Annotated in this window: 15 protein-coding genes and 4 tRNA genes; 16 read left to right on the top strand and 3 right to left on the bottom strand. The window is 44.4% G+C overall.

The window, feature by feature from the left end; genetic code table 11:
* Nucleotides 1-58: 58 nt before the first annotated feature.
* The 5 genes from ABLT31_RS37070 to ABLT31_RS37050 all read left to right on the top strand — a co-directional run bounded on the left by ABLT31_RS37070 (nt 59) and on the right by ABLT31_RS37050 (nt 3,655).
* A tRNA-Ser gene (locus ABLT31_RS37070) sits at nt 59-149 on the top strand.
* A gap of 6 nt (nt 150-155) precedes the next feature.
* Nucleotides 156-246: transfer RNA gene (locus ABLT31_RS37065), tRNA-Ser, on the top strand.
* A gap of 44 nt (nt 247-290) precedes the next feature.
* Nucleotides 291-367: transfer RNA gene (locus ABLT31_RS37060), tRNA-Met, on the top strand.
* A gap of 9 nt (nt 368-376) precedes the next feature.
* Nucleotides 377-450, top strand: a tRNA-Trp gene (locus tag ABLT31_RS37055).
* Nucleotides 451-1,186: 736 nt separating this feature from the next.
* Entirely contained in the window at nt 1,187-3,655 is a 2,469-nt protein-coding gene (locus ABLT31_RS37050; protein WP_367760744.1) for a DNA translocase FtsK, read from the top strand.
* Between the two features lie 5 nt (nt 3,656-3,660).
* Here ABLT31_RS37050 and ABLT31_RS37045 read toward each other — a convergent pair whose 3' ends face one another.
* Complete coding sequence (locus ABLT31_RS37045) at nt 3,661-4,116, bottom strand: L,D-transpeptidase (protein WP_367760743.1); 456 nt, start codon at nt 4,114-4,116, stop codon at nt 3,661-3,663.
* An 83-nt stretch (nt 4,117-4,199) separates the two neighbouring features.
* On the opposite strand from ABLT31_RS37045, the gene ABLT31_RS37040 reads away from it, so the two are divergent.
* The 10 genes from ABLT31_RS37040 (at nt 4,200) to ABLT31_RS36995 (ending at nt 12,861) form a co-directional block, all read left to right on the top strand.
* A complete protein-coding gene (locus ABLT31_RS37040; RefSeq protein WP_367760742.1) occupies nt 4,200-5,234 on the top strand; it encodes a TAXI family TRAP transporter solute-binding subunit in 1,035 nt (344 codons plus the stop codon).
* A 51-nt stretch (nt 5,235-5,285) separates the two neighbouring features.
* Nucleotides 5,286-5,795: a DUF1850 domain-containing protein gene (locus ABLT31_RS37035; RefSeq protein WP_367760741.1), complete on the top strand. Its 510-nt coding sequence runs from the start codon at nt 5,286-5,288 to the stop codon at nt 5,793-5,795.
* Entirely contained in the window at nt 5,785-7,740 is a 1,956-nt protein-coding gene (locus tag ABLT31_RS37030; RefSeq protein WP_367760740.1) for a TRAP transporter permease, read from the top strand. Before ABLT31_RS37035 ends, ABLT31_RS37030 begins: the two co-directional genes overlap by 11 nt.
* Before the next feature lie 114 nt (nt 7,741-7,854).
* Nucleotides 7,855-8,343 (top strand): cyclic pyranopterin monophosphate synthase MoaC, encoded by a 489-nt coding sequence (moaC, locus tag ABLT31_RS37025; protein WP_367760739.1) that lies wholly within the window; start codon nt 7,855-7,857, stop codon nt 8,341-8,343.
* A gap of 1 nt (nt 8,344) precedes the next feature.
* Entirely contained in the window at nt 8,345-8,830 is a 486-nt protein-coding gene (gene mog / locus ABLT31_RS37020) for a molybdopterin adenylyltransferase (protein WP_367760738.1), read from the top strand.
* A 24-nt stretch (nt 8,831-8,854) separates the two neighbouring features.
* Nucleotides 8,855-9,220 carry a molybdopterin-binding protein gene (locus tag ABLT31_RS37015; RefSeq protein WP_367760737.1) on the top strand — a complete coding sequence of 122 codons (366 nt, stop codon included), beginning with the start codon at nt 8,855-8,857 and terminating at the stop codon, nt 9,218-9,220.
* An 18-nt stretch (nt 9,221-9,238) separates the two neighbouring features.
* On the top strand, nt 9,239-9,970 hold the full coding sequence (locus ABLT31_RS37010) for a (Fe-S)-binding protein (protein WP_367760735.1): 732 nt from the start codon (nt 9,239-9,241) through the stop codon (nt 9,968-9,970).
* Complete coding sequence (locus tag ABLT31_RS37005) at nt 9,967-11,382, top strand: LutB/LldF family L-lactate oxidation iron-sulfur protein (protein WP_367760734.1); 1,416 nt, start codon at nt 9,967-9,969, stop codon at nt 11,380-11,382. Before ABLT31_RS37010 ends, ABLT31_RS37005 begins: the two co-directional genes overlap by 4 nt.
* Nucleotides 11,382-12,068 (top strand): LutC/YkgG family protein, encoded by a 687-nt coding sequence (locus ABLT31_RS37000; protein WP_367760733.1) that lies wholly within the window; start codon nt 11,382-11,384, stop codon nt 12,066-12,068. Before ABLT31_RS37005 ends, ABLT31_RS37000 begins: the two co-directional genes overlap by 1 nt.
* Before the next feature lie 319 nt (nt 12,069-12,387).
* Nucleotides 12,388-12,861 (top strand): hypothetical protein, encoded by a 474-nt coding sequence (locus ABLT31_RS36995; protein ID WP_367760732.1) that lies wholly within the window; start codon nt 12,388-12,390, stop codon nt 12,859-12,861.
* A 45-nt stretch (nt 12,862-12,906) separates the two neighbouring features.
* Here ABLT31_RS36995 and ABLT31_RS36990 read toward each other — a convergent pair whose 3' ends face one another.
* Nucleotides 12,907-13,752, bottom strand: coding sequence for a family 1 encapsulin nanocompartment shell protein (locus ABLT31_RS36990; RefSeq protein ID WP_367760731.1), 846 nt, complete (start codon nt 13,750-13,752; stop codon nt 12,907-12,909).
* 19 nt (nt 13,753-13,771) lie between these two features.
* Nucleotides 13,772-14,308, bottom strand: coding sequence for an IMEF encapsulin system ferritin-like cargo protein (locus tag ABLT31_RS36985; RefSeq protein WP_367760730.1), 537 nt, complete (start codon nt 14,306-14,308; stop codon nt 13,772-13,774).
* Nucleotides 14,309-14,476: 168 nt separating this feature from the next.
* On the opposite strand from ABLT31_RS36985, the gene ABLT31_RS36980 reads away from it, so the two are divergent.
* Nucleotides 14,477-14,617, top strand: coding sequence for a hypothetical protein (locus ABLT31_RS36980; protein WP_367760729.1), 141 nt, complete (start codon nt 14,477-14,479; stop codon nt 14,615-14,617).
* Nucleotides 14,618-14,691 lie beyond the last annotated feature (74 nt).

The following is a 14,691-nucleotide window of genomic DNA, read 5'->3' as shown; positions in this document are numbered from 1 at the left end:
GAGCAACCGGCTGTTAACCGGTAGGCTGGCGGTTCGAGTCCGTCCTGAGGAGCCATGTAGAGAGGTGTCCGAGTGGTCGAAGGAGCACGATTGGAAATCGTGTATACGTGATGAGCGTATCGAGGGTTCGAATCCCTTCCTCTCTGCCACCATATGGAGAGTTACCCAAGAGGCCGAAGGGGACGGTTTGCTAAACCGTTAGAGTGGGCAACTGCTGCGAGGGTTCGAATCCCTCACTCTCCGCCAGTGACTGTTGGCCAATAAGGTCGGTACAAGCTTCTAGGTTTTATGGCGGTGTAGCTCAGCTGGCTAGAGCGTACGGTTCATACCCGTAAGGTCGGGGGTTCGATCCCCTCCGCCGCTACCATATCATACTAGGGGCATAGTTTAACGGTAGAACAGAGGTCTCCAAAACCTCCAGTGTGGGTTCGATTCCTACTGCCCCTGCCATATAGCTACATATGAATTGAGACTAGAATCGCAGAGATGCGTTTTTTTGTTATATTAAGAATTCACTATTTTTTGTTTCTGGTTATTTGTAATCGTTTTACATTCATGATCATGAGTGCTTATTTTGTAACAATGAAGAGCATGATTGTGAGTATTTTAAGAAATTCGTGAGTTTGCTTCAGATAAGAAATCTCATAAGACGATTTTAAACGGGCTTGTTTGTAATGATTCCTGAGTTGGGAGTAAATGCTGTTTTTAGGGCAGTATTTTCTCTATCTCATCTGTAATGTTCTCCAGTTTGTGAGTAAGAAGAGTTATTCCGTGAGAAAAACGATCTCATTCGTGAGTATTCTAGAAAATATGTGAGTTTTCTTCAATTGATAACCTTTTTAAGTCGAATTTAGACATGCCTGTCTCTAATAATCTCAGATGTTATGAGTAAGTGCAGGCATTTCGTGAATATTTTCTCTATATTATCTTGTATTATCTGGAATCATTTCCTCTTCATGATCACGAGGATAGATTTCGTGACAAAAACAATCTGCTTCGTGAGTTTATTTTAAAAACCGTGACTATCCCCCCTCTCAGTCTTAAATCGATCTGCAGTACTCCGACCACCCCAAACTCCTACTAATGTAGGGTTTTTTTATTTTTTCTTCAATAGGAAGAAGACTCATGATAAGATTAAAAAAATGAAGAATTTGGTTTACTTGTTTAACAAAGGATGTGGCAAGTTATGAAAAGCTGGTGGAAGAGATTTTCTGATGCATTAGGTTCAGAAAATGAAACGGATGAAGAAAAGATCATAAAACATGATTATAAGGAGAAAGGGGATCGATCTAGACCTGAGGTTCACGTACGCACTAGGACCGTTTACCCTAAGAACCAGTCAGCGGCTTCTCCTTTTCGCTTTCCTGTCATTCCCGATGAGGTGGTAAGGGCCGCCGCCGCTAACGCTTCTCAACAGGTTAGGAGAAATCCTCGACAGCGAGTCCAAGATGAGATAAATAAAAGTGTACGTAAAGAACACGTTCCTGCGAATAATCATTCCACATTAAATAACGCAAGAAGAAATGCACAACAAGGGCCTAATACAAAAGAAAACACAGAGAATAAAAAACCAGCATTTAAACCTACCGCTATTGTTTCTCCTATCTATGGTACGGTACGCACAGATCAAAATAAGATGCGAAGTTTAGATAGCTTTGTCCATACAGGGATTAGTTCTAGGAATGAGGAAGCAAATCCATTATCTAAGCGGTTCGAGGAAACAGAAACCAAACAACCGGTTGTCCTAGAGGCTATTATAGAACCTGCAAATGTTACACCAACAATTGAGAAGCCCAATCAAGCTTTAAATATTACTGAAGGAGATCTAATTGAAATCGAAACTGATCTCACGTATGAAAAACCGGACAATACTGAATCAATCCAGAATACTGTAGAAGCTTCTGAAACTATCGAAACGATATCTGTTGTTGATGAACCAGTTACCCATACTATAGAAAAGCTTTATTCGTCCCCAACAGAATCAGCTGTTTCAACTCGATCTGTGGCTCCTTCAGTATCATCTGCTTCATCTATAGAAGAATCATATGTGAAAGAGAGTCCTACTGTACCTGTATCACCACCTGTACCCGCTACTCCATCAATACCCTCTTACCTTCAGGTGAACCGTGCACAGTTAGCAGCAACAAGCGAAGTATCGACCGACACGCCAATCTCGACACCAGGAGTTTTTTATTCGTCTACAGGAGTAAAGACCCCAGCAGTGCCTGTGGCCTCTGACTCCTCCTTCTATAAGATGCCGTCGCTTCACCTGCTTAACAAAGAACCGATTTTACAAGGGCAAAGTGATGAGCATACAGAGGAGCAGATCGAGAAACTAACGGTGGCTCTTGAGAATTTTCATGTTAACGCAGATGTTATAGGTGTTGTTAAAGGACCTACTGTGACACGATATGAGCTCCAGCCTGCTCCAGGGGTAAAGGTCAATAAGTTCACAAACCTGATCGATGATATCAAGCTAGCTTTAGCTGCTAAGGACATTCGTATGGAAGCACCCATTCCCGGTCGTTCTGCAATTGGCATCGAAGTGCCCAATGAAATTGCTGCGCCTGTATTTATTCGCTCGATTATCGAGTCGGAAGAATTCCGCTCTCATCCATCTCCTTTGGCTGTAGCGCTTGGCAGAGATATTGGCGGAGAGCCAATCATCGGGGATTTAAAGAAAATGCCGCATGGACTTATTGCAGGTTCGACGGGTTCTGGGAAAAGCGTATGCATCAATTCTATCTTAGTAAGCTTATTGTACAAGGCGAAGCCTTCGGAGGTCCGTTTAATCCTGGTAGACCCGAAGGTTGTGGAGTTAGCGCCTTATAACCATATTCCGCACCTTTTAACGCCTGTGGTGACTGATCCAAAGCAAGCTACGGCGGCTCTTCGTTGGGCAGTGGAAGAAATGGATGCTCGCTATGAGAAATTTGCAGATAAGGGTGCACGCGATATTGAACGGTACAATCATAACGCTGTACAAGAGGGATTAGAAAAGCTTCCATACATCGTTATAATTATCGACGAGTTAGCGGATCTCATGATGGTTGCACCGGGTGATGTCGAGGAGGCAATCTGTCGAATCGCTCAAAAAGCACGAGCGTGTGGTATTCATTTGCTTGTCGCTACCCAGCGTCCATCAGTAGATGTAATCACAGGGTTAATTAAGGCTAACATTCCAAGCAGAGTAGCATTTGCGGTGTCCTCAGGAGCAGACTCCCGAACCATCTTGGATATGGGAGGGGCGGAGAGACTCCTTGGTAAAGGGGATATGCTTTATTATCCTAGTGGTTTGGCCAAGCCCATTCGATTGCAAGGAAATTTTGTTTCTGATGATGAAATTGAAGCGGTTGTTGATCATGTTAAAAAGCAGCAGAAAGTCCAGTATTTATTTGATAAGGAAGAGCTTACCCGCGCCGTGCAATCGAGCGGAGAAAACGAGGATGAGATCTTTGAGGATGCGCTTCTGTTCGTTGTGGAACAAGGACAAGCTTCTGCTTCCTCTCTGCAGAGACGCTTCCGCATCGGTTATAATCGCGCGGCGCGTTTAATTGATATGATGGAATCGGAAGGCTTTATCGCTGGCCAGTCAGGCAGCAAGCCAAGGGAAGTATTGATTTCCGAGGAAGATTTTCGAAATATGATTGGCTAAAGGGCTCATTGAGTGATGATGACCTTCGTACCTAAAGGGATGTGCCGGAACAGCCATTCTACGTTCGGATTTGTCATTCTAATGCACCCTTGGCTGACATGCTTCCCTATGCTGTTCGGATCATTCGTACCATGAATGCCATACTTATAACCGTCGGTGCCTGGCACATTTAAACCAAGCCACCGGGTTCCAATTGGGTTTTTAGGATCTGCCCCTGGGATATTCTTTGGGATATACCAGGGGTTTTTTACCTTTCGGATAATTTCAAATGTCCCCTCTGGTGTTTTTCCAACGGATTTGCCTGTCGCAACGGGAAAGCGAAAAACGGGGGTATCATTCAGGACGACTAGTAGTTCATTCCTAGATTTGGAGATGAATAAGTAAACCCCTTCTTCGCCAAAAGAGGCGGAAATAGGAAAAAATACCAACAGAAAGACAAGACAGGGGACAAACCACCTCATTGTAGTATCACCTCAAAGATTTGATAAAATATGCAAAATATAGTAAAATCCTAGACGGAGTAAAAAATAAAGGGGGTATACAAATGAAGAAAAAGAGCTTTCTTTCCATGTTAGTATTTACTCTTGTCTTCGCATTATTTGCCGTAGCATGCGGCGGCAATCAAGCCGAGCAGCCTGCGCCAGCTGAGCAACCTGCGGAGCAACCAGGACAACAAGATCAAGCAAAGGGTGAAACACCTGATTCCATCATCATAGCCACTGGCGGTACTTCTGGTACTTATTATCCACTTGGTGGAGGAATGGCACAAATCTTTACAGATAAAGCTAAGATCAATTCGTCTGCTCAAAGTACCGGAGCTTCTGTAGAAAATATGCGTCTCATCAAAGACGGTCAGGTTGATCTTGCCTTTACGCAAGGAGACATTGCCGATTATGCATCTAAGGGAACACTAATGTTTAAGGACGGCGGAGCCATCGATAACTTACAAGCCGTTGCCTCTCTTTATAATGAGACCATTCAAATCATCGTTGCTAAAGACAGCCCGATAAAAACGGTTGAAGATTTAAAAGGAAAGCGCGTATCGGTTGGTGCACCCGGAAGTGGCACAGAAGCCAACGCTCAACAAATTCTTGAAGCATATGGGTTAACGTTTGATGACCTCGGTAAGGCGGATCGTTTAGCATTTGGTGAATCCACAAGCTTTATTCAAGATGGAACTTTGGATGCTGCATTCGTAACGGCGGGAACTCCGACTGCTGCAGTTAATGAGCTAGCGGCTACTAAGGGAGTTCGCGTAGTTGGAATCGACACTGATCATATCGCCAAGATTATTGAAAAGTATCCATACTATGCAGAGCAAAAAATTCCAGCAGGAACTTATCCTGGGTTCGATGAAGAAGTGACTACGGTAGCTGTTAAGGCTCAATTGGTTGCTCGTGCAGAATTGGATGCAACTCTTGTCTATAACATGACCAAAGCTTTTTTTGAGAATTTAGAGCAAATGAAGTCGGTTCATGCCAAGGCAGGAGAAATCCAGCTTGAGAAAGCATTAGAAGGTGTAAGTTTAGATGTGCACCCTGGTGCTGCCAAGTATTTCGAAGAAAAAGGCGTAAAATAGGAATGTGAGGGTAGGGAGGTGATTATGCCTCCCTCCTCTTTTATTTGCGACATGAAAAAGGCTACGAAACTTCTCTTGATGGCTTTTTGCTTAGTATTCTTGGTTGTGGGGCCTTTCCACCTGGCGCTCACGCTATCTGATGGGAAAAGTGGGAAGCTAAAATATGCAGCAAAGGTAAAGGCCCAAGAACGTTTTGCCATCCAATTTATTCATTCCATTCATAAGACACCCGTTTATGAAGAATATTATATTAACGAAAGGTATAATCTTGTTTTAGACAAGGTTATCTATGAATCCTATGGCGTCGGGAATCCTTCAACCTTGGAGCCGGGCCAAACCTACAAGCATGAGAACGGAAAATACATAATAGGCAACATACAGCGTCAGTTTTCGTACATTGATCAGGCTATTGGTCAAGTCGTAGCGGATCACCATCTTAAGATTAAGGATCATTGGGTGCCTTTATCCCGCATTAATCCGCCCGGAAGCTGGGTCCGCATAGAGATAAAAAGGGTATCATTGTTAGCATTATGGAAGGGGGAATGGCCATATGGAAAATGAAAAAAAGGCTCAAACGGACGCAGCCATGTCCGAAGATCAAGTGCAAGAACTGCTTTCAAAGTATGATAAGGAATCCTCTTACCGAAACCTGAAAGGTTTCATGGGCTGGGTCGTTACGCTATTAGCTATTGGTTTCTCGGTTTACCAATTATATGCATCGGTTTTTCCTCCTCCGCCGGCACAAATACATCGGTCCATCCACTTGGCGTTTGCTTTAGGACTTATTTATTTGTTATTTCCAGCGACAGGAAAAGGAACAAGAACGAAGGTTCCGATTATTGACGGACTTCTTGCGATTATCGCAGTCGTATGCAGTTTATATTGGCTTTATAATTTCGATGCCCTTATTACCCGTATCGGAAACTTTAACCAAACGGACATTCTTGTGGGTGGAATTGTCATTCTTTTGATCTTGGAAGCGACTCGCAGGGTGGTAGGGATTCCAATCGTGATTATCGCCACCATTTTTCTTTTGTATGCTCTTTACGGAAATCTCTTGCCAGGTTTTTTGACTCATCGCGGCGTTTCGATTGAACGGCTGATTAGTCATATGTACTTTACCTTGGAGGGGATTTTGGGAACGCCCCTTAGCGTATCGGCTACATTTATCTTTCTGTTTTTGCTCTTTGGTGCATTTTTGGAAAAGACGGGAGTGGGTGCTTATTTCAATGACTTGGCTCTCGTTGTGGCGGGAAGAAGAATTGGCGGTCCGGCCAAGGTTGCGGTTTTTTCCAGTGCCTTGCAAGGGACAATTAGCGGAAGCTCGGTAGCGAATGTGGTAACTTCTGGATCATTTACAATTCCTATGATGAAAAGGTTAGGCTATCGAAGTGAATTTGCAGGTGCCGTAGAGGCGGCTTCCTCCACAGGAGGACAAATTATGCCCCCAGTAATGGGCGCTGCTGCCTTTTTAATGGCGGAATTTACGGGTGTCCCATATTGGGATATAGCTAAAGCGGCGGCGATACCAGCCATCTTATATTTTGCAGGGATTTGGATTATGGTTCACTTTGAAGCCAAGCGGATTGGATTGCGAGGACTCACGAAAGAAGAAATGCCGGACAAGAAAGATGTATTAAAGCGATCGTATCTTCTCTTGCCTATTATTGCTATTATTGGATTCCTTATGTCAGGTGTCTCGCCAACAAGAGCTGCTCTTTATGGAATCCTAACTACCATTATCGTAGGGGCTTTCAACAAAGAGACTAGAATGTCCCCGATGGATATTTTACGTGCATTAGAAAGCGGCGCCAGAGCAGCATTGGCCGTAGCGGCAGCTACCGCATCCGCAGGAATGATAGTAGGGGTTGTAACGCTTACGGGTGTCGGTTTGAAATTTGCCAATGGATTGCTCGCTTTCTCCGGAGGGATCATTCTTCTTACCTTGTTCTTTACCATGATTGCCTCCATTATTTTGGGGATGGGGACGCCAACGACAGCCAACTATATCATTACGTCAACGATCGCTGCACCCGCGATCATCGCTTTGGGGGCACCAACCTTATCGGCTCATATGTTTACGTTCTACTTTGGGATCGTAGCAGACATTACTCCGCCGGTTTGTCTTGCCGCTTTTGCAGCCGCCGGTATTGCCAAGGGAAGTCCGATGAGGACAGGATTCAATTCGACCAAACTAGCGATTGCGGCGTTTATTATTCCTTATATCTTTGTTTTATCGCCTCAGCTTCTTCTCATAGATACGACGTTTGGAGATGCGCTATTCGTAATTATGACCGCGACAGTGGGAATGCTCGGAATAAGTGCAGGACTCATCGGTTTCTGGATGGACCATATGGCGGTGTGGGAAAGAATTTGGGCGGTTGCCGCTGGTCTATGTTTGATTGTTCCAGGATTGATTACCGATACGATTGGACTTGGTTCATTAGCCATCATTTTTGCCCTGCAGGTGATGAAATCCAGAAAGAAAAAACTGGCTGTCCAATAAGGATTTGAAAAACACCGTAAAAATTTTACGGTGTTTTTTTTCTTTATCAATAAGCAATCAGTGGTATAATGCTATTATTCAATTATTTAGACGAGTCGCTATGGAGGAATTTGTATGGATGATCAATTGACGCATTTCAATCAACAGCAACGGGCAAAGATGGTCGATGTTTCAGATAAGCAAGAAACTGTCCGTGAGGCGATTGCAGTAAGTCGCGTAGTGATGGAACCGGCAACGATGAGACGGGTGAAGGAAGGCAAGGTAGGTAAAGGCGATGTATTGGCCGTTGCTCAAATTGCAGGAATAATGGCAGCGAAAAAAACCTCCGACATTATTCCGATGTGTCATCCGATCCCAATTAACGGCGTAGATATCCAATTCGATGACAGTTCAGAGGATACGATTCATATCGAAGCGAAGGTAAAGACCAAGGGCGTTACCGGAGTGGAGATGGAGGCCCTGACAGCAGCCAGCGCTACTGCCTTAACGATTTATGATATGTGTAAAGCAATGGATAAAGGAATGGTTATCGGCCCCACTTATTTGGTATCGAAAATAGGCGGGAAAAGTGGAAATTTTAAACGGGCTTCCGAGGAGGTATAAGATGGCCAGATGGACAGTAGGCATTCTCACCGCGAGTGATAAAGGTAGCGTGGGAGAACGCGAAGATAAAAGCGGTAGGTTGTTGAAAGAGATGGTTCAGCGAATCGACGGTGAAGTCACTGAGTATCATGTCATCCCTGACGAGCAGGAAACCATTGAAAAACATTTAATCCTATTATCAGATGATAGGAACTGTGACCTGATTCTTACAACAGGTGGGACGGGCTTTTCTCCGCGAGATGTTACTCCTGAAGCTACGAAGGCTGTGATTCACCGAGAAGCCCCTGGCTTACCGGAAAGGATGCGAGCAGCGACGCTGGCCAATACCAAATTTGCTGTTTTATCCCGTGCTGCTGCTGGAATACGCGGCAAAACATTAATCATTAATTTTCCAGGGAGCCCCAAGGGGGTAAAGGAATGTTTTGAAGTGATTGAAGATATCCTGCCCCATGCTCTCCAAATTTTAACTGGGAATACAGAACACTAAAAGTGAGAGGATGGAGAGGAGTATATGGAGTGGAAACTAACCATCACGGATAAAAAGCAGGAACAACATATTGTTTATTTGGGGGATATGGAAAACTGGCAAGATCCAAGTATTCCTGTCGATGATTTTCTGCCCGGGAAAAAAGCAGAAGCTGTTTTCTTTAAAAGAATGCTGCAAGAGCTTCATATACCGATGAACTTTACGCAAGCTAAAGTGGTGGCTGAGGACGGATTTTCGCAGGAAGTGGAACTGAGTGATTTGGAAGCCGCTTTTCTTGTCTTTAAGCATCAGGGAGAGTTGCTTACGAGAGGATTTCCGGCAAGACTTTATGTGCCTACAGCAGCAGATTGCTTCAATGTAAAATCTGTCGTTCATATTCATCTAGATTAAACACAACGGGGGTCAGTCATGAAAGTTTCTTTATTTATCACCTGCCTGGCGGATGTTTTTTATCCCCAGGTCGGGATGAGCGTTGTTGACGTGTTAAGAAAGTATGGGGTTGAGGTAGACTTTCCTAATCAGCAGACGTGTTGCGGCCAGCCTGCCTACAATAGCGGATACCATCAAGAAGCAAAAGATTCAGCCATGCAGCTAATCAAAGCGTTTGAGAACAGTGAAACCGTTGTGACACCATCGGGTTCCTGTGCATCCATGATTCGCCATTATTATCCTGAATTATTTAAAAACGATGAAGAGTGGCTTAAGAAAGCAAAGGGTCTCGCGAGCAAAACTTATGAATTCTCAGAGTATATGGTGAATGTGTTAAAGGTAGAGTTGAAGGATATTCAAATGCCTGCTAAAGCAACCTATCATCAGTCTTGCCATATGAGCCGTGGGCTGGGCATTAAAGAAGAACCGAAACTTTTGCTAGAGCAAGTGCAGGGACTGAAGGTAGAAGAGTTGCCGTACTGCAATGATTGCTGTGGCTTCGGCGGTACATTCGCCGCTAAGATGAGCGATATATCGGAAAAAATGGTGGATGAAAAAGTAAGAAACATTGAATCTACGGGAGCTGAGGTGTTAATCGGCTCCGATATGGGCTGTTTAATGAATATTGGCGGCCGGCTTAGCCGTACTGGAAAGGACATCAAAGTCATGCATGTAGCGGAAGTACTGGCAAAGGGAGGAGAAAGCAAATGAGTGCCCATCCTTTAGCATTTGATCAGCGTGTAGATAAGGCCTTAGCTGACCCCGTCCTCAAGAAAGCCGTTCCCTTTGCCCAAGACCGGTTAAGGGGAGGAAGGACCGATGCGGTTGGACAATTGGGGAATGTAGAAGAGTGGCGCGAATTGGCTTCTTCTATTCGCCGGCATACCATCGAGAACTTAGATAGTTACTTGGAACAACTGGCTGACAATGTTCGCAAGAATGGCGGACATGTTCACTTTGCCGAGACAGCAGAGGATGCCGTTGAAGTTGTGACCCGAATTGCTCGAGAAAAAGGAGCAAAGTCGATCATTAAATCGAAATCGATGGTGTCGGAAGAGATCCATTTGAACAAACATTTAGAGGAAATGGACATTAAGGTGATTGAGTCGGATTTAGGGGAGTATATCATCCAGCTAGCCAATGAGACGCCTTCCCATATCATTGCTCCTGCAATCCACAAAACCAGAAAAGAAATTGCCGAGCTGTTTTCGGAAGTGGCAGGACGAAAGTTATCAGAGGAAACAACTGAACTGTGCCAATTTGCTCGCGAGACGTTGCGTGAAGAGTTCTTGCAAGCGGATATCGGGATTTCCGGATGTAATTTTGCTGTAGCGGAGTCGGGCTCCGTGGTTCTTGTCAGCAATGAAGGAAATGCCCGCTTGACCACAACTCTGCCTAAGGTTCATATAGCCATTATGGGGATGGAGAGACTTGTTCCCACTTGGGAAGAGTTAGACGTTATGGTATCGATGCTGACGCGGAGCGCAACAGGACAGAAAATCAGTGTTTACGTAACAGCGATCAATTCCGCTCGCCAGTTAAAGGACATGGACGGGCCTGAGGAATTTCATTTGGTTATTCTGGATAATGGCCGATCCGATAGCTTAGGGACGGAATATCAGGAAGTATTAAAGTGTATCCGTTGCAGCGCCTGTTTAAATGTATGCCCTGTATACCGCCATATCGGTGGACATGCATACGGTGGAGTCTATAGCGGGCCAATAGGAGCCGTTCTGACACCACTTTTAGAAGGGTATGAAGGATGGAAAGAGCTTCCTCATGCCTCGAGTTTGTGCGGAGCGTGCACCGAAGTGTGTCCGGTTAAAATCCCTCTCCATGATTTGTTGATTGAACATCGAAAAGACCAGGTTGAAAAGGGAATGGCACCTTTGGGAGAAAAGCTAGCTTTTAAGGGGTTTGCTTTTGCCACCAGCCATCCTTCCGTTTATGATATGGCAGTCAACATGGCGCATAAAGGGATGGGCCTTTTCGCTAAGGATGATGTGATTACCGAAGGTCCGGGCATGATGAAAGGTTGGACGGATGTGCGCGACCTGCCTCGCCCTGCCAAGCAATCCTTCCGGGATTGGTGGGAAAAAGAAGGAAGGAGGACAGAAAAATAATGCAAAAGCAAGAAGCCTTCTTAAACAAATTGGCTAACAAGCTAGGCCGAGAGCGCCGATCCGGGGTAACCCCTCCAAAGTGGACAGATCCAGGGACCCATCTTTATGAGGGGAAAACGAAGGAAGACTTGATCCTGCAGTTTATTGAAAGCCTAAATTCGCTGAACACGGAAGTGGATCGCGTACAGGTAGAAGACCTGCCCTCCGTTTTAGAAAAGGTAGTCAACAAATTTAATATATCCTCGTCTGTGTTATGGGATGATGAACGACTGCAAGCCTTGGGCATCGAAACCTTTTTCGCATCGAAAGGACTCGAGCACCAGGTTTGGAGCGCTTCTGCCGGTGAAGCCACTTTGCGCCAAGCGGCGGCAAGGATGGACCTTGGGATCGCCTTTGCCGAAATGGGACTAGCTGAAGCAGGGACTGTCATGCTGTTTAATGGAGGAGGAAAAGGACGGCCTGTGAGTTTGCTGCCCCCTGTGTTTCTCTGTATTTTATCGGAGAAAACCATAGTCCCTCGATTAACTCAGGCAGTTCGGCATATTCAAGCTAAAGTTCCAGAAGGCCTTCCGGCTTGTATTAATTTTATTACTGGACCTAGCCGTACGGGTGATATTGAAATGGACCTAGCCCTAGGTGTGCATGGACCAGGGAAGGTTCATGTGATCTTGTTGAAAGACTTTTAGAATGAGCGCCTATTCAACTCTTTTTCAAACAAAAGGGTTGAATAGGCATAATAAACACACTCTTCTCCTTCCAATATGAATAGCGGAAAAAAATTCCCTAATGACCCATACCCACCTGATCTTCCAATGACCTCCTGGAGTAAAATTTCCATTTTAGTAAATACTATTCTTCATACACTAATCAAGAAAAACAGTCATAGAGTTTAAAAATCATTCTCATTTATTATTGACGGGACAAAGATATAAGGTGTAAAATGATAGTGAGAATTGGTATCATTGATAACGAGGATTTTTCTCACTTCTGAAGAGGGGGACCAATATGCTATACCAAGTTAATGGTTTAAAGGATATATATACGGTGTTAGTCAATGAAAGAAAGCTAGGCGGAGCCGTGGAAACTGAATCCGTTCGTTTGCGTTCCGGTGAAGAATTTCCAAATGCGGTTGTGACCCATATAGATATGGCAGGCCCGATCATCTACTCGGTTTCCTTTATTACAGAAGAGGGAAAGAGATATATTGTTCACGTTAATGATATCAGCATGATTTCTCAACCTGCCCATAAGTACATCAAGAGCCTGAACAACTCCTTCTATAAACAGTTTAAAACAGAGGAAAAGATAAAGTATCTAACCAAGCTTTGCCAGTTAAACGAAGGAAGCTTCGCGAAGCCGGTTTTTAATGAAGTTCTGCAGATTATTGAGGATATTGGGAAAGAAGTTGCCAAGAACCATTTGAATCTCGATTTCATCAGTGACAACAAAGTGGTTAAAATGGAAAAGCGCGTTTCATAATAAAAGAGGTAACCCAACTTAGGTCGGGTCACCTCTTTTTCTTCTTTATTCGTGGTCTTCCAATGTACAAATCGCGCTAGGACGCTTGATCCGAAGAGCTGCACACTCGTAGACGCGGAAAAGGTGATTCATCTGTTCATCGCCTAGAAACGCGCTGTCAAAATCCTCAGCTATAGCCAAATCTACATTATGCTGACCAGTCGCAACGAGTACCCCAGCATTACCTTTGATCGCTGGCGTTTGGAAAACCCCATCTGTCACTAGTTCTCGAATATGCTCAATCTCCAAGACGTTCGTACCGGGGTGAACACGGTGCAAAAGAGAATAGAGCTGAGGAGAGACCGCTAGTGCGTATGGGCCAGTATGTCCCATTTGCAGCAATTTATTTAGGGCTTCCACAATATCAGCAAACGCCTTTCCCGATTCCATCCAATCGCTGCGGATATGCGTTAACCTTCCTTTTACATTCATCAGTCCAGGCAAATCAAATTCTTCGGATCCGTTAAAAATAAGGTCGTCTTCCAAACGGGCACATTGAATCGCAGCGTTGGCTGCAGGTCCCATGTCAATCGGCATGTCCAGGGTTTTAGCCTGCTGGATATCTCTCCAATAAAGCATAAAATCTTTATACAAAATGGGAATCGTCAAGTTTACCCGCTTCGTCGAGGTGGAAAGGGAAAGAGTATCTCCTCTTAAGCTGATTCCCCCATCCTGAGATTCAGCATAGATGTCATTCGTCACGCTCTGAACGCCCTGACCTAGCGGGCCATAGATATCAATGAAACGACGTCCAACCAGTTGCTTTCGGGCCACATTAATAATCGTTTCATCCAGCTGTTGCCACTCTGTGGGACTTAAAGGCGAATCAGGAAATCTATTTAATTTAGTCATTTCATTTTCTCCTCATCGGTTATTTATTTTTTAAGCTGCCTACGGTTAGGCGCTTTTCTATTTTTGCTGCACTTGCTTCCTGGACAGGCGCTGGGGCAGCACCTAGACTGGAAAAAGCTTCAACAGGAGAAGAAACATCCTGGAATTTACTGTTCAGTTCGTTGACTAACTCTTTCACTTGAAGATAATCCGCTTGGGTTTTTTCTCTCATGCTCTTAAGTAAGCTTTGTCGCTCTTCGTCTGTAAACTGAAACATCGCTAAGTCAAGATGTTCCCGAAAGTTATGCAGCCCGAACTTTTCTAAGCTCAGTTCCTGCAAGAGTTGAATGAGCTGGCGATGGCTTAAATCTTCATCTAGTGAATGCTTAAGCATGGGAAGCAGAACATCCAATCTTTCTAAGCGCTGTTCTTCTTCCTCCAAGATATGGTGAAAATACAGCCGCTCATGTTCATCTTGGGCATTGTCGACAACAGGCTGGAGCATGCTGTTAAATACCTCAATATCTTGCTTTGTACGGGAAAAAATAGAGAATAATTGCGAGAAGGCCTGATTCATGTAATACCTCCTTTTCGTGGTAAAAGTCATATGTATGCGGATAGGGTTTAGCATTTTATTCCATATCCACTAATCATAAATTATACCATAATTAGGGCTTCCTACGGTGTAACATAAAATCAATAACCCCTTGGAAAACTAGTTCTATATACGAAGAAAAGGGGTTATATGATGGAAAAACACAATCACCTGGATGAAGTGCCACTTGCTAACCTTACGCCCGAACAATTGGAAATCCTGCAAAATGCCGAAAACAGTCTCAATAAAGAAGATCAAGATGTTTATCTTATCGCATTTAGCAAAAAATAAAGGCGAGCCTCTATGCTCGCTTTTTTGTGCGCTTGGCAGCGCATCTTACTAATCGGGTTCAAGTCCCGTGTGTG

The organism is Ammoniphilus soli (assembly GCF_040813775.1).
This window is presented reverse-complemented; position numbering and strand designations above follow the sequence as displayed.